23 protein-coding genes and 1 tRNA gene are annotated in these 20,863 nt (G+C 62.4%); 11 read left to right on the forward strand and 13 right to left on the reverse strand.

Features of this window, described 5'->3' with window-relative positions; translation table 11 throughout:
- Positions 1-11 precede the first annotated feature (11 nt).
- Positions 12-1,220: a toxic anion resistance protein gene (locus MUY37_RS03780; protein ID WP_499194073.1), complete on the reverse strand. Its 1,209-nt coding sequence runs from the start codon at positions 1,218-1,220 to the stop codon at positions 12-14.
- Positions 1,221-1,442: 222 nt separating this feature from the next.
- Here MUY37_RS03780 and MUY37_RS03785 point away from each other — a divergent pair, with 222 nt between their 5' ends.
- Positions 1,443-2,459: a sensor histidine kinase gene (locus MUY37_RS03785; protein WP_499194074.1), complete on the forward strand. Its 1,017-nt coding sequence runs from the start codon at positions 1,443-1,445 to the stop codon at positions 2,457-2,459.
- On the opposite strand, the gene MUY37_RS03790 is transcribed toward MUY37_RS03785, so the two are convergent.
- Both MUY37_RS03790 and MUY37_RS03795 read right to left on the reverse strand, forming a co-directional pair.
- Positions 2,456-2,833 carry a response regulator gene (locus MUY37_RS03790; RefSeq protein WP_499194075.1) on the reverse strand — a complete coding sequence of 126 codons (378 nt, stop codon included), beginning with the start codon at positions 2,831-2,833 and terminating at the stop codon, positions 2,456-2,458. The two genes, MUY37_RS03785 and MUY37_RS03790, sit on opposite strands and share 4 nt — an antisense overlap.
- 158 nt (positions 2,834-2,991) lie before the next feature.
- A complete protein-coding gene (locus tag MUY37_RS03795; protein WP_499194076.1) occupies positions 2,992-4,725 on the reverse strand; it encodes a fatty acyl-AMP ligase in 1,734 nt (577 codons plus the stop codon).
- 132 nt (positions 4,726-4,857) lie between these two features.
- Here MUY37_RS03795 and MUY37_RS03800 point away from each other — a divergent pair, with 132 nt between their 5' ends.
- From MUY37_RS03800 to MUY37_RS03815, 4 genes are read left to right on the forward strand one after another with little or no spacing between them, the layout of a single operon-like run.
- Positions 4,858-5,442 (forward strand): regulatory protein RecX, encoded by a 585-nt coding sequence (locus MUY37_RS03800; RefSeq protein WP_499194077.1) that lies wholly within the window; start codon positions 4,858-4,860, stop codon positions 5,440-5,442.
- Positions 5,443-5,477: 35 nt separating this feature from the next.
- Positions 5,478-5,939, forward strand: a complete 462-nt coding sequence (locus MUY37_RS03805; RefSeq protein ID WP_499195108.1) for a DUF192 domain-containing protein — start codon at positions 5,478-5,480, stop codon at positions 5,937-5,939.
- 49 nt (positions 5,940-5,988) lie between these two features.
- Complete coding sequence (locus MUY37_RS03810) at positions 5,989-6,387, forward strand: NADH:ubiquinone oxidoreductase subunit NDUFA12 (RefSeq protein WP_499195109.1); 399 nt, start codon at positions 5,989-5,991, stop codon at positions 6,385-6,387.
- Positions 6,388-6,389: 2 nt separating this feature from the next.
- A complete protein-coding gene (locus MUY37_RS03815) occupies positions 6,390-6,878 on the forward strand; it encodes a DUF2155 domain-containing protein (RefSeq protein WP_499194078.1) in 489 nt (162 codons plus the stop codon).
- Here the strand turns inward: MUY37_RS03815 and aat are convergent.
- The gene (gene aat, locus MUY37_RS03820; RefSeq protein ID WP_499194079.1) at positions 6,827-7,510 is read right to left on the reverse strand and encodes a leucyl/phenylalanyl-tRNA--protein transferase; all 684 of its coding nucleotides are present in this window, start codon (positions 7,508-7,510) and stop codon (positions 6,827-6,829) included. The two genes, MUY37_RS03815 and aat, sit on opposite strands and share 52 nt — an antisense overlap.
- Before the next feature lie 85 nt (positions 7,511-7,595).
- Here aat and MUY37_RS03825 point away from each other — a divergent pair.
- Positions 7,596-7,671 (forward strand) — tRNA-Trp (locus tag MUY37_RS03825).
- A gap of 49 nt (positions 7,672-7,720) precedes the next feature.
- On the forward strand, positions 7,721-8,611 hold the full coding sequence (locus MUY37_RS03830; RefSeq protein ID WP_499194080.1) for an LOG family protein: 891 nt from the start codon (positions 7,721-7,723) through the stop codon (positions 8,609-8,611).
- A gap of 4 nt (positions 8,612-8,615) precedes the next feature.
- Here the strand turns inward: MUY37_RS03830 and thiD are convergent, their stop codons facing one another.
- The 3 genes from thiD to glmM are packed head-to-tail and all read right to left on the reverse strand — an operon-like array spanning position 8,616 to position 10,980.
- Entirely contained in the window at positions 8,616-9,422 is an 807-nt protein-coding gene (gene thiD, locus MUY37_RS03835) for a bifunctional hydroxymethylpyrimidine kinase/phosphomethylpyrimidine kinase (RefSeq protein WP_499194081.1), read from the reverse strand.
- A complete protein-coding gene (locus MUY37_RS03840; RefSeq protein WP_499194082.1) occupies positions 9,419-9,643 on the reverse strand; it encodes a DUF1272 domain-containing protein in 225 nt (74 codons plus the stop codon). Before MUY37_RS03840 ends, thiD begins: the two co-directional genes overlap by 4 nt.
- Positions 9,643-10,980, reverse strand: a complete 1,338-nt coding sequence (gene glmM, locus MUY37_RS03845; RefSeq protein WP_499194083.1) for a phosphoglucosamine mutase — start codon at positions 10,978-10,980, stop codon at positions 9,643-9,645. The genes MUY37_RS03840 and glmM overlap by 1 nt, the downstream gene beginning before the upstream one ends.
- A gap of 174 nt (positions 10,981-11,154) precedes the next feature.
- Between glmM and MUY37_RS03850 the strand changes: the two genes are divergently transcribed.
- On the forward strand, positions 11,155-11,766 hold the full coding sequence (locus tag MUY37_RS03850) for a superoxide dismutase (protein ID WP_499194084.1): 612 nt from the start codon (positions 11,155-11,157) through the stop codon (positions 11,764-11,766).
- Between the two features lie 54 nt (positions 11,767-11,820).
- Here the strand turns inward: MUY37_RS03850 and MUY37_RS03855 are convergent, their stop codons facing one another.
- The 3 genes from MUY37_RS03855 to MUY37_RS03865 are packed head-to-tail and all read right to left on the reverse strand — an operon-like array spanning position 11,821 to position 13,854.
- On the reverse strand, positions 11,821-12,999 hold the full coding sequence (locus MUY37_RS03855; RefSeq protein WP_499194085.1) for an AI-2E family transporter: 1,179 nt from the start codon (positions 12,997-12,999) through the stop codon (positions 11,821-11,823).
- Between the two features lie 58 nt (positions 13,000-13,057).
- Entirely contained in the window at positions 13,058-13,663 is a 606-nt protein-coding gene (locus MUY37_RS03860) for a sigma-70 family RNA polymerase sigma factor (protein WP_499194086.1), read from the reverse strand.
- A complete protein-coding gene (locus tag MUY37_RS03865) occupies positions 13,663-13,854 on the reverse strand; it encodes a NepR family anti-sigma factor (protein WP_115417643.1) in 192 nt (63 codons plus the stop codon). Before MUY37_RS03865 ends, MUY37_RS03860 begins: the two co-directional genes overlap by 1 nt.
- A gap of 242 nt (positions 13,855-14,096) precedes the next feature.
- Here MUY37_RS03865 and MUY37_RS03870 point away from each other — a divergent pair, with 242 nt between their 5' ends.
- Positions 14,097-15,755 (forward strand): CHASE domain-containing protein, encoded by a 1,659-nt coding sequence (locus tag MUY37_RS03870; protein ID WP_499194087.1) that lies wholly within the window; start codon positions 14,097-14,099, stop codon positions 15,753-15,755.
- Between the two features lie 42 nt (positions 15,756-15,797).
- On the opposite strand, the gene MUY37_RS03875 is transcribed toward MUY37_RS03870, so the two are convergent.
- Positions 15,798-16,589, reverse strand: coding sequence for a response regulator (locus tag MUY37_RS03875; RefSeq protein ID WP_499194088.1), 792 nt, complete (start codon positions 16,587-16,589; stop codon positions 15,798-15,800).
- Between the two features lie 73 nt (positions 16,590-16,662).
- On the opposite strand from MUY37_RS03875, the gene MUY37_RS03880 reads away from it, so the two are divergent.
- A complete protein-coding gene (locus MUY37_RS03880) occupies positions 16,663-17,481 on the forward strand; it encodes a Crp/Fnr family transcriptional regulator (RefSeq protein WP_499194089.1) in 819 nt (272 codons plus the stop codon).
- Positions 17,482-17,744: 263 nt separating this feature from the next.
- On the opposite strand, the gene MUY37_RS03885 is transcribed toward MUY37_RS03880, so the two are convergent.
- Both MUY37_RS03885 and MUY37_RS03890 read right to left on the reverse strand, forming a co-directional pair.
- Complete coding sequence (locus MUY37_RS03885; RefSeq protein WP_499194090.1) at positions 17,745-18,176, reverse strand: response regulator; 432 nt, start codon at positions 18,174-18,176, stop codon at positions 17,745-17,747.
- A gap of 126 nt (positions 18,177-18,302) precedes the next feature.
- The gene (locus MUY37_RS03890; RefSeq protein WP_499194091.1) at positions 18,303-19,466 is read right to left on the reverse strand and encodes an N-acetyltransferase; all 1,164 of its coding nucleotides are present in this window, start codon (positions 19,464-19,466) and stop codon (positions 18,303-18,305) included.
- A 149-nt stretch (positions 19,467-19,615) separates the two neighbouring features.
- On the opposite strand from MUY37_RS03890, the gene MUY37_RS03895 reads away from it, so the two are divergent.
- Positions 19,616-20,704 (forward strand): fatty acid desaturase family protein, encoded by a 1,089-nt coding sequence (locus MUY37_RS03895; RefSeq protein ID WP_499194092.1) that lies wholly within the window; start codon positions 19,616-19,618, stop codon positions 20,702-20,704.
- Positions 20,705-20,863: the final 159 nt, after the last annotated feature.

The following is a 20,863-nucleotide window of genomic DNA, read 5'->3' on the forward strand; positions in this document are numbered from 1 at the left end:
TCGGGCGTCCCTCAGTCTTCGATGCTCAGCAGATTGCTCTCGGCAACCTGCTTCTGCGCCTGCGCCTGGCCTTCGGCCCGGGCGATATAGCCCTTCGACTTCTCGACTTCGTCGGTTAGCAGATTGACCGTCTGCTTCATGCTGTCGAGCGCGCGTAGTTTGAAGCTGTCGACCTCGTCCATCGTGTCGTAAATGTTCTGGAACGCGCGTTGCAGCGTTTCCAGCGGGATCGTGCTGGCGGCGGCCTGTTCGTGGATCTTGCCGGTCTGGTCGCGCAGCAGAGTGCTGGTGCTGTCGATGATGCCCGCCGTCGTGTCGTTGAGCGCGGTGATCTGGCCCAGCACCAGCCGCTGGTTGGTCATCGCCTCGGCCACGGTCACGGCTGTACGCAGCGCGCCGACGGTGGTGGTGCTAGCGCGGTCGACACCTTTCACCAGCTCGACATTGTTTTTCTTGACGAGATCGAGCGCGAGATACCCCTGCACGCTCACCGCCATTTGCGTCAGCAGATCCTGCGTGCGCTGGCGGACATAGAACAGCGCGGTTTCGCGCACCGCCTTGGCCTTGGCCGGATCGGTCGCGTCGAGTTCGGCGGCCTTGTCCTCCAGCTTGGCATCCAGCGTGTTGGAAATATGGATCATCTGTTCCAGATTGCCCATCGCCTCCCACAGCTTCTGCCGTTCGACGTCGATCGCGGCATTGTCCATGATCAGCTCGTCCTTGCCGCTGGAAAGGTTGTTGAGGATCGACTGGATATGCGTCTGCGCGCTCTGGTAGCTGCGGAAATAATTGGTCAGCTTGTTACCGAAGGGGATGATCCCGAGGATCTTGCGCGGGCCCGACAGCTTGCCGCGCTTGCCGGGATCGAGATCCTCGACCACGCGGCGCAATTCGGCCAGATTGGCCCCGACGCCTTCGTCCTTGTCCATGGCGCGCACAGGCCGGTCGAGAAAGCGGTTGGACATGCCGGCCGCCGCCATGATTTCCTTACGCCCCATATTGGTGAGCTGATCGACCTTCTTGCCGAATTCGGGCGAATTGGCGTCTTCGGCGATCAGGTCGGCAACGAAGCCATCGACCTTCGTTTCGAGCTTGCTTTTGACCTCTTCAGAAACCGGGACGAGACCGGCGGCCTTTTCCGGCTTGACCTCGGGCACCGGGTCGGGCGGTGTCAGGTCGAAAGCGGTTTCGGTGGCAGTCTGCGTTTTTATCTCGCTCATCGGGCGGTCGTCTCCGGTTGGCTCGCGGTGGCCGTCAATCCTGTATTAGGGTTGCAATACACGATCTTCAAGCGCGGTTTCGCCGCGATACGCGATCATGCCGCTTGCCCAGCCGGTTGGGCAAGCCAAATCTCGTCGATTCCGAAATCCCTGCTTGAGGGGGAAGACACGGGGATTTTGTCTAATTATGGTAATGCCTTGCGACTCGTAGGGGGCGGGGCTGTGACCGATCTGTTCATGACCGAATTCGCCGATCAAGCGAACGACATCCTGAGAGGGATCCTCGACCAGACCGCCGAGTGTATCATGCTGGTCAATCTCGATGGTGAACTGGAATACATCAATCCCAACGGACTGCGTGTTCTGGGTTTCGACAATCTTGCCGGTATCGGTGACCGGCGATGGATCGATTTCTGGCCTGTCGAACGCCGAACACAGGCCATGGCGGCCTTCGACCGAGCTCGTCGCGGCCAGCAGGACCGGTTCGAAGGGTATTCACCCGACCGGCATCAGGCGCCTCATTGGTGGGATGTCAGCGTATCTCCGATTGTCGGGAAGGATGGCACTGTCACGCAGATTCTCTCCACCATGCGCGACGTGACGATGGGCGTACAGGAACGGCTTGGGGAGCGCATGAAGCGCGAGGAAGCGGAGCGTTTCGCCAAGCGGTCCGACAGCGTGGCGCGCGAAATGCGGCATCGGCTCAAGAACCAGTTGGCCGTAGTCGCGTCGGTGGCCATGCTGCTGTCGCGCAATTCCGATAGTCCGGCCGACCTTACTGAGCGGCTGACGGTAAAACTGCAAGCCCTGGCGCGCGCGCAGGACCTGCTTACCATCGATCGCGACGAATCGCCGGACATCTGCGTGGCGATTTCACAGATACTCGAGGCGAGCGGAGCGGGCGAGCGGATCGAGGTCGGCACCATGCCGGAAGGCAAGCTGGGCGACGACGCCATCCAGCAACTGGCCCTGATCCTGGGCGAATTGCAGACCAATTCGCTTAAATATGGCGCGTTATTTTATGACAGCGGCCAGATTACCCTGACGGGAACGCGCAACGGTACCGATCTGGCGCTACACTGGCATGAGGATACCGGCCGGAAGATCGATCCGCCGGAAGTGGAAGGGTCGGGCTTCAAGCTGCTTCAGCGCTTGGGGTCCACCGCGCAGTCACGTGCCCGAGTGCAGTGGCATTCACGCGGTCCCACGATCGATTTCCATGTCCGCGCGCTCGACTAGGCGTTCGGCTGGCCGGTAAAAGCTATCAGGGCTTCCACGATCTCTTCGTGAGCGGCCGGTTTTTCGATACAACGCCGTCCTTTGAAGGGGTCGGGCAAGAGATCGGTTCGGCACTGCGCGCTGACGAAGGCGTAGGGCACGCTATGCCGCTCGAGCTCTTCGGCGATCGGCCATACATATTCGCCGCCGATGTCCACATCCAGCAAGGCGGCGTCGAGATGGTTCTCGCGAACCAGTTTCATGCCGGTTCCGACATCAAGCGCGGGGCCGACGGGTTCGGCCCCGACCTCGTCCATCAGATCGCTGATGTCATAGGCGAGGATGGGATTATCCTCGACAATGAGGATGCGTTTACCCGGCAGTTTGTTTTTCATCACGGCAATGGGTGCTCTTCAGCGGATGCGACCCGGCTGGTATGGTTAAGAACCGTATAAAAAGCACGGAGTTCCGCCAAAAAGCGACGAATTGCGAGCCTTGCGCGACGATCTGCGAAGCGCTTGATTTTGTTAAATGTTACTATGTCGAAAAAGCCTCAGGCAGCGAGGTCGAGCGGCTGGATCTCGCCGGCGAGATACAGTTTTTTCGCTTTGGCCCGGCTCAATTTGCCCGAACTGGTGCGTGGCAGCGTGCGCGGGGGAACCAGTTCGACCACGCAGCTCATACCGGTAACCCCGCGGACCTTGTCGGCTATCTGATCGCGCAGTTTGATCCGTTCCTCGGGGTCGGACACGCGGCAGTGGACCAGCACTGCGGGCGCTTCCTCGCCGCTTTCGGTATCGACCGAGAAGGCCGCGATGTCGCCGTGGTTGAAGCCCGGCAATTGTTCGACCGCCCATTCGATATCCTGCGGCCACAGGTTCTTGCCGTTGATGATGATCATATCCTTGGCGCGGCCGACGATGAACAGATAGCCATCGGCCGTATAGCCCATATCGCCCGTATCGAGCCATCCGTCGACGAGGCAGTCCTTCGTTGCCTCTTCGTTGCGGAAATAGGAATGCATCACGCTCTTGCCGCGGCACCAGACCTTGCCGATCTGGTGGTCGTTCCTGACCTCGCCATTCTCGCCGCGGATTTCCACCTCCATGCCGGGGATCGGCTTGCCGCAATTAACGATAGCCCGATAGCGCGCGGGTTTCGACAGATCGCGCGGGCGGCCGGACAGGCGCTCCTCCTCGACCAGTTCGACGCGGATACCTTCACCCGGGGGCATCACGGTGACCGCCAGCGTCGCTTCGGCGAGCCCGTAGCTCGGATTGAAGCTGTTCGCCTTGAAGCCGGCATCGGCAAAGGCGTTGACGAAGCTTTGCATCACATCGGGGCGGATCATGTCCGCGCCATTGCCGGCCACGCGCCAGCGCGACAGGTCGAAGCGATCGGCGACGTGGCTCTGGCTGGAAATGCGCCGGGCGCAGATGTCGTAACCGAAGGTCGGCGAATAGCTCAGCGTCGTGCCCTGGTTGCGGCTGATCAGGTCGAGCCAGGCGAGCGGGCGGCGCGCGAAATGCTCGGTCTTGATCAGATCGACCGAGACCTGATTGGCGATCAGCGACAGAAAACAGCCGACCAGCCCCATGTCGTGATACCAGGGTAGCCAGCTTACCACGCGGTCATTGGTGCCGATATTCATCGATTCGGCATGGCCGCGCAGATTGTGCAGCAAGGCTTCGTGCGTCACCGCGACGCCGGTCGGGAAACGAGTCGAACCCGACGAATATTGTAGATAGCAGATATCCTCGGGCCGGGCCTCGGGCAGGTCGACCGGGGGGGCGGGGCGCCGGGCGAAATCGTCCCAGCTTTCCCCTGCGCAGCCCTGTTTGTCGGCAGCGGCCTTGGCCATTTCGGCGATCTCGCCGGGATAAATGAGAATTTTCGGGTCCGAACTCTGCAATTGAACCGAAAGCTGGTCGATATAGCTTTCCTTGCCGCCGAAGGTGGTCGGCAGCGGCAGCGGCACGGGCCAGGCGCCCATCAGTGTGCAGGCACAAAAAAGCGCGGCGAATTCGGGGCTGGTTTCGGCCACCAGCGCAACGCGGTCTTCCTTCTCGATACCCATGGCCACGAGCCGGTGGGCCGCCTCGAGAGCATCCTCGCGCATCTGCGCATAGGGATAAACCCGGTCGAGCGTCCCGCGCATGTCGTGGAAATTGAGGCCTTTCGCACTACGCGCTGCATAGTCGATGGCATCGTTGAAGGTCGCGAAGTCCGAACGGCGGCGCGGCAGGTTGCAGTCGTTCGGCGTCGGCGTCAGTACGGCGTCGGTCATAATTATCGGCGATACCCGTGAATAGCTGGGGCCTTGCGGCCTCCCTCATTACTTGATCTCACGCGCAATCCATATGGTTGCACGCTCTCCCGCATTTCCCAATCTGAAAGGAGTGTGGCAGGAATATGGCCGATGAATGATGAAGACGCAACATTCTCCCGCACACGTCGCCCGGCAAAACCGCTTGATCGCACGCGGCTGGAGGAACTGGCGGTCGCCTATGTTGCGCGTTTCGCGACCAGCGCGGGCAAGCTGAAGACCTATCTCAACCGCAAGCTGCGAGAGCGCGGATTCGCCCAGGGGGAGGCCCCCGATGTGGACGGTCTGGTCGAAAGGTTTGTCGCCAGGGGCTATGTCGACGATGAAGCCTATGGCCGTGCCAAGGCGGCCGATCTGACCGCGCGGGGCTATGGCGCGCGGAGGGTGGAAGCGAACCTTCGGGCGGCCGGAATTGCCGACGAAATGCGCGGGTCGCTGGCACCGGGAGAGGCGGAAAAACGCCAGGCCGCGCTGGTACTTGCGCGTAAACGCGGCTTCGGCCCTTTCGCCAGGCCGCGTGATCTCGGCCCGGACGAACGCCATAAGCTGAAGGAAAAGCGTCTTGCGGCAATGATGCGCGCGGGCCATGATTTCGAACATGCCAGGCGCGTCATCGAAGCACGCGATATCGAGGAGCTGGAGGAATGGGTCGCGCAAGCACGGGACGAACGGGAGTGAGAACGTTAGGTACCTGCGCGGCGCTTGCGCTGCTGATGGCCTGTTCGCCGCAAACACAGGCGGAACCCCGCGGCGACCAGGCCATGACGATTGCCGAAACCGCCGCGCCGAATGCGCATCCGGTTTCAGGCCTCGCGATCATCCCGCTCTCGGTGACGAGCGATGGCGAACGAATCGGCTTCCGGGTGGAGGTGGCCGATTCGCCCGAAGCCCAGGCGCGGGGTCTCATGTTCCGCACGGAACTGGGGGATTTCGAAGGGATGATCTTCCCCTATGACGGGACCACGGCGCAGAGCTTCTGGATGAAGAACACACCGCTCCCGCTCGATATCATCTTCATCGGGCCGGACAGACGGATCGCCAATATCGCCGCGATGACCGAACCCTATTCGCTCGAATCGGTCCATTCGGTGGGGCCTGTCCTGGGTGTGCTGGAGCTGCGCGGTGGGCGCGCGGCCGAACTCGGCATCGAACCCGGCGATCTGGTGGAATGGTAAGCGTCGAACTGGCTTGGCCCGCGCGCGCGAATCCGCTAACCGCGCGGCCATGAACTTCCTCGGCAAGATCTTCACCTGGTGGGACGGCGCCACGATCGGCACTCTCCTGTGGTCCTCGCGCAATGGCGAACACGTCGGCACCGACGCGCAGGGGAACAAATACTACCGCTCGAAAAAGAAGACCGGGGACGGTCGCGAGCGGCGTTGGGTAATCTACGAAGGTTCCAACGATGCGAGTCGCGTGCCCAGCGAGTGGCATGGCTGGCTGCACGGTGCCTTCGACGACGTGCCGGAAAGCCACCTGCCTCCGGCGCGCATATGGGAAGCCGATTACACGCCCAATGTAACGGGAACGGCAGCCGCTTATCGTCCGGCCGGCGCGCTGGAGCGTGGCGGCAAGCGTGCCCCCGCAACGGGCGATTACGAAGCCTGGTCGCCTGAGGCGTGACGATGCGCGGGGCGCTCGCCCTTTTCCTCCCGGCGGCGCTGCTCGCGTCTTGCGGGCAGGAGGCGGACGAACCTGCGGGCGCGCCGGCCACGGCCATTCCCGAAAACCTGCAACAGGGCGAATTGCCCGCGCAGCCCGCCGCCGAAGCGGGGATCGGCACACCGATGGAGGAACGTGTCGCCACGCTCGGCCTGCTCAACAAGCGCAATAATGTCAGCCGCGATCTCGAAATGCGGCCCGGCGAACAGCAGCGTATCGGCGATGTCATCGTTCGCTTGCAGGCATGCGAACGAACCGCGCCATGGGAAATGCCCAGGGAAACGGGGGCCTTTGTCCAGCTTCTGGTCAGGCAGCGCGGGACCGAGGACGAGTTCCGCAAGGTCTTTTCCGGCTGGTTGTTCGCGAATTCGCCCAGCCTGAACGTGGTCGAGCATCCGATCTACGATGTCTGGGTCAAGGATTGCGCGATGGCCTTTCCGGGCGAGGAATAGGCGCCGAACCACTCTATCGCATCGGGCAGCCTCACTTCGGGAAACCCGCCCGCACCCGCCAGCAGAGCCATGTAACGCGACTGCGGGATAGCCTGTGCGCCCAGCCGCGCCAGATGATCGGTCATGAACTGGCAGTCGAGCAGGGCGTAGCCCGCCGTCCGCATGGCGGCGACCAGCCAGGCGAGCGCCACCTTGCTTGCATCGCTTTCCCGGCTGAACATGCTCTCGCCGCAAAAAACACGGTCGAAGGCCACGCCGTACAGCCCGCCGACCAGTTCGCGCCCCCGCCAGCATTCGATCGAATGGGCGTGCCCCGCAATATGCAGAGCATTGTAGCTGGATTCGATTCGATGGCTTATCCAGCTTTCGGCATGTTCCTCGCGCGGGGCGGCACAGGCCGCGATGACCCCTGGGAAATCGGTATTGCAAGTCACGCGAAACCGGTTCTGCCGCAATGTCTTCTTCAAGCTTTTCGACAGGCGGAAGCCATCGAGCGGGAGTATCGCCCGCTCGCGCGGTTCGACCCAATAAACCTCGGTATCCCTGCGGTGGTCGGCCATGGGGAACACACCGCCGCGATAGGCGCGCAACAGGAGATCGACGGGAATTCGAGAAGTCTTCGGGGCATGCATCGCGCGATCCCATAACACTTCGGCAGGTTGCGCGATATCCGCCTTGCCAAGTGCGAGCGGCCATACTAATGCGCGCCCTTCCTGCAGGGGTGTAGCTCAGCTGGTAGAGCATCGGTCTCCAAAACCGAGGGCCACGGGTTCGAATCCTGTCACCCCTGCCATTTTCTCTTCGACTTGTATGGCCCCGCCCGGCGCACTATCGCGCGGGTCATGACAGAAGAAGAAAAACGCGAACACTGTATCGCCGAGCGCAAGTTCTACGCTGCCGAACAGGAGGCCAAGTTCGAGCAGAAGGGTCTCGAGGTCGAGACACCGCAGACCGAGCATCCAAGCTACAAGCTGGCTTTCCAGGATACCGACTTCCTCCTGCGCGAGGAATTGCGGCCGGTCCGTTTCCAGCTCGAACTGCTCAAGCCCGAAATGGTTCTGGACGAGGCCGGTGTCGGTTCGACGCTGGTGATGTATGGCAGCGCACGCATTCCCCCGCCCGAAGCGGCTGAAACCGCGCTGGAAGGGGCCAAGGACCTGCGCGACGAAGAGCGCCAGGTCGTCGAGCGCCTCGTGGCCAAGTCGAAATATTATGACGAAGCGCGCAAGCTCGCCACGCTGGCTACGGAAAAGTCGATCATCGAGAACGGCAAACGCCAGTTCGTCGTCTGCTCGGGCGGCGGTCCGTCGATCATGGAAGCGGCCAATCGCGGCGCGAGCGAGGCTGGCGGGGAATCCATCGGGCTCAACATCATCCTGCCGCATGAGCAGGCGCCCAATCAGTATGTGACGCCCTATCTTTCGCTGAACTTCCACTATTTCGCTCTGCGCAAAATGCACTTTTTGCTGCGCGCACGGGCGGTGGCTGTGTTCCCGGGCGGCTTCGGTACATTCGACGAGCTGTTCGAACTGCTGACCCTGGTTCAGACCGGCAAAATGAAGCCGATCCCCATCCTGCTGTTCGGCAAGGAATTCTGGACGCGTGTGGTCAATTTCGAGGCCATCGCCGAGGAAGGCACGATCTCGAAGAAGGATCTCGACCTGTTCCGCTGGTGCGAGACTGCGGAAGAAGCCTGGGCCTATCTGTGCGAATTCTACGAGCTGAGCTGCTGACCATTCAGTCCCGCTTGCGTACCGCCTGGTGCCCGAGCGGGCCGCTGCCTTCGCCGAAGCCGGGGGCATTCTCGATCGCCGAATAGGTAAAGGCGCGGGCGATGCGGATCGCATTGGTCAGCGGTTGCCGATAGCCAAGCAGCGTCGCCAGCGCGGCCGAAAGTGTGCACCCCGTACCGTGCGTATGGCGCGTGTCGATCCGTGCATGGGCAAAGCTCGCCAGCTTGCCTGTGGGCGAAACGATCCGATCGACCACCTGCGACGTGTCCCCCGCATGGCCGCCCTTGGCCAGAACCTGCACGCCGTGGCGGTCGGCCAGCGTCTTGGCTGCATCGAACACATCCTCGTCGGCGATGGTCTCGCGCCCGGTCAGAATTTCAAGTTCGGGCAGGTTGGGTGTGACGATGGTGGCGATTTCCATAAGTGCGGTGAAACCGGCGATCGTATCCTCGTCCGCGAGCACGGACCCGCTGGTTGCGACCATGACCGGATCGAACACGATCGGCCCGGCGAAACTGTCCAGCCTATCGGCGAGCAGCCGCGCGGTTTCCGGCGAACCGAGCATGCCGATCTTGATCGCATCGGCCCCGATATCGGACAGGCAGCTTTCCACCTGTTCCAGCACGAAGCGCGGCGGCAGAGTTTCCACGCCGCGAACTCCGCGCGTGTTCTGCGCCGTGACTGCCGTGATCGCGGTCATCGCGTAACCGCCCAGCATGGTGATCGTCTTGATATCGGCCTGGATACCCGCGCCGCCGGAACTGTCGGACCCGGCGATGGACAGGATACGGGGCGGGCCGGGTTGGCTCATCCCTGATATTTCCGCTCGGTGCTTGGCGGGAATTTCTCGTGCAGCTTCTTAGCCCGCGTGGGCCGGTCCATCAGTTCTCCCCCGCAATTGGGGCAGACGTCATCGAGATCGTCGGCGCATTCGGTGCAGAAGGTGCACTCGAAACTGCAGATGAAGGCGCCGGAATTCTGTGCCGGAAGATCGGTTCCGCAGCGTTCGCAATCGGGACGCATTTCGAGCATCAGGCTGCGCTCTCGACGGCGGCGCAAATCCGGTCGACGACCGTCTCGACCTGCGTGGCATCGTCGCCTTCGGCCATCACCCGGATGACGGGTTCGGTGCCGGACGGGCGGATCACCAGGCGGCCTTTGCCCGCCAGTTCCTGTTCCGCCTCGGCAATCACCTGCCGAACAGTTGTGTTTTCCAGCGGCTTGCCGCCCGAATAGCGTACATTCTTGAGCAGTTGCGGAACCGGGTCGAAGACGTGCAACAATTCGCTGGCCGGCTTGCCCGAACGCACCAGGCTGGCAAGGATGCGAAGCGCTGCGATAGTGCCATCACCCGTGGTGCCGTGATCGAGCAGGATCATATGCCCCGATTGCTCGCCCCCGACATTGAAGCCCCCTTCCTTCATCCGTTCCAGCACGTAGCGATCGCCGACCTTCGTGCGTTCGAGACCGAGGCCGATCCCCTCCAGATAGCGTTCGAGCCCCAGGTTGGACATCACGGTGGCCACCACGCCATCGCCCTTCAGGTCGCCCAGCGCCTTCAACCGGCTGGCGATCAGCGCCATGATCTGGTCGCCGTCGACCGTCTTGCCCTTCTCGTCGATGACGATCAGCCGGTCGGCATCGCCATCCAGGGCAATGCCGATGTCGGCGCCTTCGTCGAGCACGCGGGCCTTGATGGCATCGAGCGCGGTGGAGCCGACGCCGTCATTGATGTTGGTTCCGTTGGGGGCGACACCCATCGGGATGATATCCGCGCCCAGTTCCCAGATCGCGCTGGGAGCGACCTGGTAGGCGGCGCCGTTGGCACAGTCGACCACGACTTTAAGCCCGTCGAAGCGGACATCGGAGGCCACCGATTGCTTGACCGCGTGGATGTAGCGCCCGCGCGCATCCTCGATCCGGCGAGCGCGGCCGATGCGGTCCGGCTCGACCAGCAAGGGATCCTGTTCGAGCAACCGCTCTATCGCCGCTTCGGCCTTGTCCGACAGCTTGTAGCCATCGGGGCCGAACAGCTTGATGCCATTATCTTCGAAAGGATTGTGACTGGCGGAAATCATCACACCCAGATCGGCGCGCATTTCGCGCGTGAGCAGGGCGATGGCGGGCGTCGGCAGCGGCCCGGTCATGATCACATCCATCCCGACCGAGGTGAAACCCGCAACCAGCGCGCTTTCCATCATATAGCCCGACAGGCGTGTATCCTTGCCGATCACCACGCGGTGTCGGTGGTCGCCGCGCAGGAAATGCGTGCCTGCCGCCTGGCCTACCCGCATCGCGGTGGCGGCGGTCATCACGCCCTCGTTCGTGCGTCCACGAATTCCGTCAGTGCCGAAGAAATTGCGAGCCATCTGTCGGGCGCCTCCTTTTGCTAGGCCCCCCATGGCGCGGTTGGGCTGCGAATAAAAGACCGTCTGCCCCCCTTTTCGCGCACAATATCGCCGCTATGTGCAACCACGCGCGCATAGACGCGTTAGGAACGCGAACACGAATTTCTTTCACTCCAACCCAAGAGGGGACATTTCATGGCTTTTGCGCTGATCGACCTGCCTTACGACGACACTGCGCTGGAACCGGCCGTGTCGGCAAAGACGCTGTCGTTTCACCACGGCAAGCACCACAAGGCTTATATCGACAAAACCAATGCCGCGATCGAGGGCGGCGAGTTGGCCGACAAGAGCCTGGAAGAGGTCATTGCGGCGGCTCGTGGCAGCAATGCGGGACTGTTCAACAATTCGGCCCAGAGCTGGAACCACGGCTTCTACTGGCACTCGATGGCGGCCGAGGAAACCAACGCTTCGGGCGAACTGAAAAGCATGATCGACGAGGCTTTCGGTTCGATCGACGGGCTCAAGGAAAAGCTGGCAGAACGCGGTGCGGGGCATTTCGCCAGCGGCTGGGTCTGGCTGGCGGTCAAGGATGGCACGCTGACCATCGAGGAAACCCATGACGGCGATACGCTGGCCGATCAGGCCGACGTCAACCCGCTGCTCGTGATCGATCTCTGGGAACACGCCTATTATCTCGACCACCAGAATGCGCGCCCCGCCTATCTCGAAGCGGTGAACGGCAAGCTGAACTGGAGCTTTGCGAGCGAGAACCTCGCCCGCGGAACGACGTGGCAGTATCCGAACTAAGGAGCTGTCTAAGCATTTGGGGAGAGCCCGTCGCCAGTGATGGCGGCGGGCTTTCTATTTCGGCGGTGCTTCGCTCGCGGCGGGCTCGTCGAACAGGCTGGTGGCGAAGAGCGGTTCGCCGAAAATGAACCCGACCAGGTTCGGTCTGCCGATATGGTCGAACAATGCGGTCAGCATCAGCAGGATCGGCACCGACAGAAGCGCGCCGAAAAAGCCCCATATCCAGGTGAAATAGGACAGGGCGATCAGGATCAGGACGGGATTCATGGTAAAGCGAGCGCCAAGAATGGACGGGGTGACCACGTTGGCCTCCACCGTGTGCAGCGCGAGATAGGCCGCCGCCGGTATCAGGCCGAGCACGATCGTGTCGGCGGTTCCGATCCCGAACAGGCCGAGCAGGGCAATCATCACGATCGGCCCGACATAGGGCAGGAAATTGAGCAGAGCCGCCAGCCCGCCCCACATGATCGGCGCATCCACACCCAGCGCCCAGGCGCCCAGTGCCACCACCACGCCGACCAGCGCATTGATCCACCCGACGGTCAGAATATAGGCGGCGACCCGGTCCTGCACCTCGCGCAGGACGCGCGCGGCCTTGATACTGGTGCCGAAACTCGCGCGGCCGAACAGCAGGCGCTGGCGCAGGCGCACACGCGCTTCGATCATGAAATAGGCCATCAGCAGCGTCAGGATCGTCTCGATGATCAGGCTGGGCGTGGCGAAGGCGACCTGTTCGAGCAGGCTGGGGGCGGCCAGCACCACTTCGCGCGTCCCTTCATCGTTCATCAGCGCCGCTAGCTGGGCATTGATCGTGGCAATCCAGGCAAACCGTTCGCGCAGCTCGCTGAAACGCGACATTACGCGCCTGACCATGTCGGGAACATCGTCGAACAGGGCGATGGCGGGCTGCAGGATCAGGGCGAGGGCCAGCAGCAGGATGGTAAAGAAAATCAGGAGCGCGGTGATCGACGCCAGCGCATTGGGCAGGCCCCAGCCATTGAGCTTATCGGCCAGCGGCGAGAGGATCACGGTCAGCACCAGGGCCGTAACGACAGGCAGGAACACCACCGAACCGATCGACAGGACGAAGGGCAGGGCGAAGAAGAGACCCAGCCCGATCAGCAGAACGAGCGAGGAAATCAGCCGCAATTCCTGTTCCGCGAATGCCAGCCGACGCGAACGGCGCGCGTCCACTCGCGGTGCGGTCGGCTCGGGAGGCTGGGTCTCGCTCATCAGCCTCTATCTGCCCTTCACGGCGAATCGTGACAAGCGCCGCACGAACAAAGATTTTCTAGCTGCGGCTGGCGCCCTGGCCCGCGGCGACATCGTCGAGTTCCTCGAGAATGGCACGGTGCGCGGCATTGTCATCGATCGAGCGTTTGGGAATGTTGCCATCGGCCAGCATTGCGTTGAGCGCGGCGCGGGCACGCCCGACCCTGCTTTTGATCGTGCCTACGGCGCATCCGCATATGGTCGCGGCTTCCTCGTAGGAGAAGCCGCCCGCGCCCACCAGCAGCAGTGCCTCGCGCCGTTCGGGCGGCAATGTCAGCAAGGCGCGGTGCATATCGGACAGGTGAATCGGTTCCTCCTGACCGGCGGGTGCGGTCAATACGCGTTCGGCCACCGTCTCGTCATATTCGCCGCGAAAGCGATTGCGACGCATGTCGGTCAGATAGGCGTTGCGCAGGATCACGAAGGTCCAGGCGCGCATGCTCGTGCCGGGTTGGAAGCGCTCTTGCGCGGCCCAGGCCTTGAGCAGCGTTTCCTGCACGAGATCGTCGGCCATGTCGGCTCTGCCGCACAGCCCCCGCGCAAAGGCGCGCAAATGAGGCACGACCTCGGTGAGCTCGCGTTTGAAATCAGCCTTTTCGGAGGCCGTCCGTTCCTCCTTCGCCATCAGTCTTTCGCATCCAGCTTGTCGAGAAGATCCTGGAACGTGTCGGGCAGTGGTTCCTCCACGACCGAATCGTAAAGCTTCCTCAGGCCGGTCGCCCAGTCCGGGTGCGTGTCTTTGCCGCTTTTGGCGGGAGTGGGAAGCGGTCCGCCAGCGGGGACTCGCTGCGGTGTCTTGGGCGTCTTGGAACTCATGGCGCGAAAGGTACTACCTTATTAGATTTCTCGCCCGGGCAGCGTGCACGGGCGGAATTGTCGATCCCGGATGTGCTTCGCACAACGTATGGACAACACACAGGTTCCCGCCAACCCCATCTTGGAACTAAACGCGCTTCCCGGCATAGTGAGTTGCAATATACGACAACACCCGATGAATTGTCAGGGGCAGAACGCTGGTCACCGAGAAACTCCAACGCAAAGGACGCCGGAGGCGTTGGTTGATCGATTATCCCCGCGGAATCCCGGTGCTGATTTTCGTTCTGGTCACCGGTATCACCGTGCTCAGCGTCTTTGCGATCGAGCGGGGCGAGCAGGAGCGCGATGCCGCCGATGTCGCGCGCAAGGCGCAGGCGATGACTTCGGCCATCGAACGGCGGGCCTATACCAGCTCGGCCTATCTGCGTGCGGGTGCCGCATTGCTGTCGACGCAGGATGAAGTCACGCCTGAACTGTTCAGGCGGTTTGTTTCCGAACTGCGCCTGGATGCCAATTATCGGGGCGCGGAAGGGATTGGCTGGGCGCCCGTCATCGAGGCGGCGGAACTTGCCGCGTTCGAAGCCCGGCTCGGCATGAGCCGGAGGGACGAACAGCATGTCACTCCCACGATCGAGGAACAGCCGCGCGACCTGCTGACGCCGATCCTGTTCCTGCAGCCCGACACCGTGCGCAACCGCCGCGCGCTGGGCTACGACATGTATTCCGAACCGACGCGTCGTGCGGCGATGGATTTGGCCGCGGCCAATGATCGCCCTACCGCCAGCGGGCCGGTCGTGCTGGTGCAGGAAGGCGGCGGGGATGCTGCCGGCTTCCTCATTATGATGCCGGTCTTCGAGGGGCTGAGCAGCTCGCGCGAGCTCAAGGGCTTTATTTACAGCCCGTTCAATGCCTCGCAGTTTCTCGCCTCCGCGTCCGATCTGGTCAGCTATGACGACATCGGCGCCCGGCTGCTCGACGGCGAGACCGTCGACCCGGTGCCGATGGCGCGGAGCGATGCCTGGCTCGATGGCCGGTCGGCCGTGGTCAGGGAAGTCAACCTCGCCAATCGCACAATGATGCTCGAAGTGCAGTCCACGCGTGAAGAGGGACTGTCCTCTATGTCGATGATCACGCTGCTGTTCGGCCTTGCCGTCGCCAGTCTGTTGATGCTGGTGGCGCGTTTGCTGACCCAGCAGACGCTGGAGGATCGCCGCGCGATAAGCTGGTTCGAGGAACAGAACTCGATCCGCAATTCGCTAACGCGTGAGCTCAATCACCGGGTCAAGAACACGCTTGCCAATGTGCTGTCGATCGTGTCGCTGACCCGCCGCAGGGCGATGGATCTCGACGAATTCGCCGAGGGGCTCGACGGGCGTATTCGCGCGCTGTCGGCCACCCACGATCTGCTGACCCAGTCGGACTGGGGGACCACGCCGATCCGTGCGGTGGTAGAGGTCGAGCTGGCGCCGTATGCGCGCGACGAGGACCACCAGCTCGATCTGGTCGGTCCGCATACCGAACTTGCACCGAACGATGCCTTGTCGCTGGGCCTCGCGGTTCACGAGCTGGCCACCAATGCGGCGAAATACGGATCGCTCAGCGTTCCGGGCGGCAAGGTGACCGTGCGGTGGAGCCAGGTCAACGACACGCTGGCGAAAATTGAATGGATCGAGAACGACGGGCCACCCGTATCGCAGCCGGAGCGTCGCGGGTTCGGCACCGATCTGATCGAGAAGATCGTAGCGCATGAGCTGCGCCATCCGGTCGAACTCGATTTCCGGCCGGAGGGAGTTCGCTGCAGCCTGCTCGTGCCGATACGCGAACCGAGCGAATTCGAATTGCGAAGCAAGGGGCCGGGCGCGCGCGAACTGGATGCAGACGAAGAAAAACCCGGACCGTAAAGCGGCCCGGGTTTCCCGTTATATGGTTGAATGCGGTGGCGGTTAGCCCAGCGGGCGGCTCGACCCGAAAAACAGCGCCTGGCTGATCGCCGCGCGGACAGTCTGTTCCTGAAACGGCTTGGTGACCAGATAGGTCGGTTCGGGCCTGTCACCGGTCAGCAGGCGTTCGGGATAGGCGGTGATGAAGATCACCGGGACGCTGCTGATCGCGAGAATATCGTCCACGGCATCGAGGCCCGAGGACCCATCGGCGAGCTGGATATCGGCAAGCACGAGGCCCGGTGTCTTTTCGGCGACGACTTCCTGCGCCTGCGTCCGCGTGGCGGCAGTGCCGCAAACATCGTGGCCGAGCGAGGTCACGAGATCTTCGAGCTGCATAGAAATCAGCGGCTCGTCCTCGATGATAAGAACGCTGGTGGCCGATTCGCGATCGATCTCGGAAACCGCTTCCTGGGCCAGCCGTTCGATATCCTCGGCCGAAATGTCCATGATCTCGGCGGCTTGCTCGGGCGAAAAATCCTCCAGCGTCGTCAGCAGCAAGGCCTGGCGGTTCAGCGGAGTCACGGATTTGAGGCGATCCTGCGCGGCGCCTTCGTGTTCATCGCTGGCAGCGGGTTGGGGAGCCTCCATATAGGCGCTCGACCAGACCTTGTTGAACGCGCGATAGAGCGGAACGCGGCCACCCTCGAGCGATTGTTTGAGTTCGCTGTCGGCCAGGGCGGCCTCCAGCGTAGCGCGTACGAATGCGTCTCCGGTAGCCTGCGAACCGGTCAGCGCGCGTGCATAGCGGCGCAGGTATGGCAGGTTACGAGCAATCTGATCACCAAGCGACATTTAGACCCCTTCCTTAAGGTGCGCGCTTCTAACGTGTTGGGCCGAGTTAGGTTCCTGCGCCTGCAGCCGCAAGGTGCCGTTTGACAAATACGGCGGTTCGGGCGAATCCATCCAGGCGACATTACCTCGCCGGGAGCCCAGAGCGTTGCACGAGATTGCCGATCCCATTGCCTGTCCGCAGTGTCCGCTTCAGGCCTGTCCCGGCCTGCGAGAGCTCGGTGAGCAACAGCTCGTCTATATGGACGAATTCAAGGATGGCGAAGTCGCGCTGGACCGGGGCGATGTGCTGATCGAGGAGGGGGAGTGCCACGAACGCCTTTATACCGTTCTCGACGGCGTTCTGATTCGCTCGCGATCGCTCGACGATGGTCGGCGGCAGATCGTCAACTTCATGTTTCCCGGCGATCTCATCGGTCTGCAGGGGGCGTTCGACGAACCGTCGAGCCATACGATCGAAGCTCTGGTCGAGGCCCGCCTGTGCCGCTTCAGGAAAGACGCTTTCTTCGAACTGGTGGCGAAGCATCCGACCCTCGGTTACGATATCACCTGGCTCGCCGCCAAGGAAGAAACGGCGCTCGAAGGGCACATTGTGTCGCTTGGGCAGCGCAATGCCCGCGAACGGGTAACCTATCTGGCGGTGTGGTTGCTCGACCGGGCGCAATCGACCTGCCTTGCCGACGAACAGAACATTGTTTCTCTGCCGATCACCCAGGCGCAAATCGCCGATATGCTGGGCCTGTCGCTGGTCCACACCAACCGAACCTTGCGCCAACTCCAGCGCGAAGGCCTGGTGGAATGGAAATCGCGCGAAATCCACGTACCCGACCTCGCCAAAGCGGCCGAATTCGCCCAGTTCGATCGCAGCAAGGACAATTGTCGGCCCTTTATCTGACCGGATTATCTGACCGGAATTTCGCGCAATTCAAAAAAAATGATGATAGGCGGGAACCCAGTTTTGGGCGGCGCGTATCCTTTATGTCACCGCCGAGACCCCCCCCTCCCGTCCAAGCGGCTGGTGATACGATCCCGAAAGGCCTCCGTTGCATGAGCAACGGAGGCCTTTTTTCCGTGCATCTTCCCGATCAGCAAATTTTGCCATGCATGGGCTACGATGGCGGTGATGGCGATGAAGGGTGGGGGCAGGCCCCGCGCGCGTCAGCGCAGGGCGCCGCGCAGGCGCGAGATGATGCCCTGTCGTCGGGGCTGGCGCAGCAGATCCACCAGGATATCCGCGTCATAGGGTTTTTCGAGGATGCAGCCGAGCGCGGCAATGTCCTCTGGAATGTCCTGCGGTGCACCGGTCGAAAAAATGATGCGCGGGCTGTCCGGGCCAAGTGTGCGGACCAGTTCGGCAATGGCCCAGCCATCGTCGCGGTCGGCAAGGTGCACGTCCAGCACGATTGCCTGGGGCTGATCGTCACGCAAATGGCGCAGCGCGTCCTCTGTGGACGCCGACAGCGCCACCCTGGCTACTCCGGCATCGAGCAGCGCCTGTTCGATCGTCAGGCCGAGTACCGCATCATCTTCCACCACGAGCACATGGGCCGGTAGCTTCTCATGAGCGCGGGTCTTGGTGTGCTGCGTCATCGGTTCTCGCAAGGGGTGGCGATATCGGTATCGCGCGTGTTTCGCCAACGGGGTGTGGGCCGGTCCAGTTCCCGCCGCTTGTCGGTTGATTGCGGACCGTGGCCAAATTGCGACAGCCAGCGCGGTTCAATCGGCAATCGGCCTTTCATAAATCGCATATTCGCGATTGACGCTGCTTTCGATGGCATCGGCAATTGCCATCATCCCCTTATTGTCGTCGAGGATCCAGCCGATCTCGGCACGCTGTGTGCCATAGAGCCGGGTGGCGGTGTCGCGGATCTGGCTGATCATCATGAAGGCAAGCTGGCTGGCAAGACGCGAATTATGCAGTTCCTTCAGTACACCCATCAGGGGCACGCGCATATCGGCGCCGATGGGTTTGCGCATCCAGCGCAGCAGGTGGAACCACCCGAAGGGAAACAGCTTGCCATTCACCTTGCGCAGCACGCGGTTGACGTCGGGGAAAGTCAGCATGAAGGCAACCGGTCGCCCGTCCAGTTCCGCCACCAGATTGATCTCTTCGTGAATGATCGGCTTCAGTTTCTTGCCGGCATAGGCGATTTCTTCACTGGTGAACGGAACGAACCCCCAATTGTTCGACCAGGCATCGTTGAGGATCGAAAGGATTACCTCGACTTCCTCGTCCCAGCGTTTTGTGTCGACCGGGCGGACGGTGATGCGTTTATTGCGCTGGCCCGATTGCACGATGCGGCGCACCAGCGGGGGGAAATCCCCCGATACGTCCAGATCGTAAGTCAGCAATGTCTTGGCGCGCGCATAGCCCGCGCTCTCGATCCATCGCTGGTATATGGCCGGGTGGTGGCCCATCATGATCAGCGGCGCGTGATCCTGGCCCCTTACGAGCAGGCCGGGCTCTTCCCAGATCGACATCGAAATAGGGCCGATCGCGCGGGTCATGCCCTGGGCGCCCAGCCAGCGCTCGGCCGCCGCGAGAAGCGCATGCGCCGCGCCTTCATCCTCGGCATCGAAATAGCCGAACATGCCCGCGCCGGGACCGAAGCCCTGTTCGCGCGGCAATTCGAGGGCAAGATGATCGATATGGGCGGAAATGCGGCCCACCGGCCTGCCATTCCGGCGGGCGATGAAGAACTGGTGTGAAGCATGGCCGAAAAAGGGGTTCTTGCCCGGATCGACCAATTCCAACTGTTCGGAACGCAGTTGCGGCACGGAATGCGGTTCGCGTGCGGCCAGCGCCCGACCGATATCGACAAACTCGGCGCGGCCCTTCTTGCCTTTCACCGCCTCTATCACCACATTCGCATCCGACATTCGCGCGTTACCTTCGTTCAGCCTGGATTAGCCCTGTGTGCGCTAGCTGATCTTTGTCAAGGACACGCGCCGCCACGATTACTATGATCGACACCGTGCGCTGTATCGCGTGCGTGTTTTCGGATAGAGACGCCCCGGGAATTTCGACCATGAATGTGCAACAGACACGGATTTCGGCTGCCGATATCACCTCGCGACGCGACGCGGGATCGGGCTGGCATGCCCAGATACCCGACGACAAGGCGATGCTGCGCGCGGCGCGCGATCTGACCAAGGACATCGCCGCACACCGCGCGGCAATATACTGGCCGGACATGATCGGTTCGGCTTTGGTCGGCTACGCGTCACTGGCAGGCGCAATCCTTGTTGACAGCGTACCGGTGGCGCTCGTGCTCGGCGTTCTATCGGTCCTCGCGCTCTACCGCGCGCTGCTGTTCATCCACGAAATCTCGCATTTCCGGAATGGCGCGCTGCCTGGCTTCAGCGCGGCGTGGAACCTGCTGGTCGGCATTCCCATGCTGACCCCGTCCTTCATGTACGAACAGGTGCACACACTGCATCACAAGCGCACGCAATACGGCACGATCGAGGATCCCGAATACCTGCCCCTCGCGCTGATGAAGCCGTGGAGTCTGCCCGCCTTCGTGCTGATCGCTCTGCTGGCTCCGGCTGCCCTGCTGTTCCGCTTTGCGGTGCTGGTGCCGCTGGGGGCGATTATCCCGCCGATCCGTCGGCTCACCTGGCAACGCCTCAGCGCGCTGGCGATCAATCCCGATTTCCGGCGCCGCCCGCCCGAAGGCGATCTGCGCCCGCGCGTGGTATTTCAGGAAGTCGGCGGCATGCTGTGGAGCTGGGCGCTGATCGGCAGCGTGTTCGCCTTTGGCTGGAAACCGCTGCTGGTGGCCTTCGCCGTGGCTTCGGTGGTCGCGCTGCTCAACCAGCTACGCACGCTGGTCGCTCACCTGTGGGAGAACGAGGGCGAGGCGATGACCGTTACCGCGCAGTTCCTCGATAGCGTCAATGTGCCGCCGCCCGGCATGATCGCCGAGCTGTGGGCGCCGGTGGGCCTGCGCTATCACGCGCTGCACCACCTGATGCCTTCCATGCCCTATCACTCGTTGCCCGAAGCGCACCGGCGGCTGGTGGCCGAGCTCGAAGAGGATTCGAGCTATCACGGCGCCAACCATGCCGGGATGGGTGTGCTGGTCGCGCGCATCGCTCGCAACACCATGCGGTAGTTCGTTGCGTGCGGTCGGGACATCCGTCCCGACCTTGCGGCGGCACCAGCCCACTCCCCCACCCGGCCACCCACGGCACGGTATTTTATGGGTGGCCGGGTGGGGGAGTGGGCTGGTGCCGCAAGCCTTCGACGGAGGTCGAAGGCGCACTCCGCAAAG

This window comes from Qipengyuania sp. ABI-127-1 (assembly GCA_022953095.1).
GTDB lineage: Bacteria > Pseudomonadota > Alphaproteobacteria > Sphingomonadales > Sphingomonadaceae > Qipengyuania.

Bases quoted from the DNA above. Each gene is read 5' to 3' on its own strand.
- MUY37_RS03795 (WP_499194076.1), bottom strand. From the start codon at position 4,725: ATGACCGACGCCGTACTGACGCCGACGCCGAACGACTGCAACCTGCCG.
- MUY37_RS03790 (WP_499194075.1), bottom strand. From the start codon at position 2,833: ATGAAAAACAAACTGCCGGGTAAACGCATCCTCATTGTCGAGGATAAT.
- MUY37_RS03840 (WP_499194082.1), bottom strand. From the start codon at position 9,643: ATGCTCGAAATGCGTCCCGATTGCGAACGCTGCGGAACCGATCTTCCG.
- MUY37_RS03885 (WP_499194090.1), bottom strand. From the start codon at position 18,176: ATGACGCAGCACACCAAGACCCGCGCTCATGAGAAGCTACCGGCCCAT.
- MUY37_RS03780 (WP_499194073.1), bottom strand. From the start codon at position 1,220: ATGAGCGAGATAAAAACGCAGACTGCCACCGAAACCGCTTTCGACCTG.
- MUY37_RS03890 (WP_499194091.1), bottom strand. From the start codon at position 19,466: ATGTCGGATGCGAATGTGGTGATAGAGGCGGTGAAAGGCAAGAAGGGC.
- MUY37_RS03815 (WP_499194078.1), top strand. From the start codon at position 6,390: ATGCGCGGGGCGCTCGCCCTTTTCCTCCCGGCGGCGCTGCTCGCGTCT.
- MUY37_RS03855 (WP_499194085.1), bottom strand. From the start codon at position 12,999: ATGAGCGAGACCCAGCCTCCCGAGCCGACCGCACCGCGAGTGGACGCG.
- MUY37_RS03895 (WP_499194092.1), top strand. From the start codon at position 19,616: ATGAATGTGCAACAGACACGGATTTCGGCTGCCGATATCACCTCGCGA.
- thiD (WP_499194081.1), bottom strand. From the start codon at position 9,422: ATGAGCCAACCCGGCCCGCCCCGTATCCTGTCCATCGCCGGGTCCGAC.
- MUY37_RS03800 (WP_499194077.1), top strand. From the start codon at position 4,858: ATGAATGATGAAGACGCAACATTCTCCCGCACACGTCGCCCGGCAAAA.
- glmM (WP_499194083.1), bottom strand. From the start codon at position 10,980: ATGGCTCGCAATTTCTTCGGCACTGACGGAATTCGTGGACGCACGAAC.
- MUY37_RS03865 (WP_115417643.1), bottom strand. From the start codon at position 13,854: ATGAGTTCCAAGACGCCCAAGACACCGCAGCGAGTCCCCGCTGGCGGA.
- MUY37_RS03850 (WP_499194084.1), top strand. From the start codon at position 11,155: ATGGCTTTTGCGCTGATCGACCTGCCTTACGACGACACTGCGCTGGAA.
- MUY37_RS03805 (WP_499195108.1), top strand. From the start codon at position 5,478: ATGGCCTGTTCGCCGCAAACACAGGCGGAACCCCGCGGCGACCAGGCC.
- MUY37_RS03875 (WP_499194088.1), bottom strand. From the start codon at position 16,589: ATGTCGCTTGGTGATCAGATTGCTCGTAACCTGCCATACCTGCGCCGC.
- MUY37_RS03830 (WP_499194080.1), top strand. From the start codon at position 7,721: ATGACAGAAGAAGAAAAACGCGAACACTGTATCGCCGAGCGCAAGTTC.
- MUY37_RS03810 (WP_499195109.1), top strand. From the start codon at position 5,989: ATGAACTTCCTCGGCAAGATCTTCACCTGGTGGGACGGCGCCACGATC.
- MUY37_RS03860 (WP_499194086.1), bottom strand. From the start codon at position 13,663: ATGGCGAAGGAGGAACGGACGGCCTCCGAAAAGGCTGATTTCAAACGC.
- aat (WP_499194079.1), bottom strand. From the start codon at position 7,510: ATGCATGCCCCGAAGACTTCTCGAATTCCCGTCGATCTCCTGTTGCGC.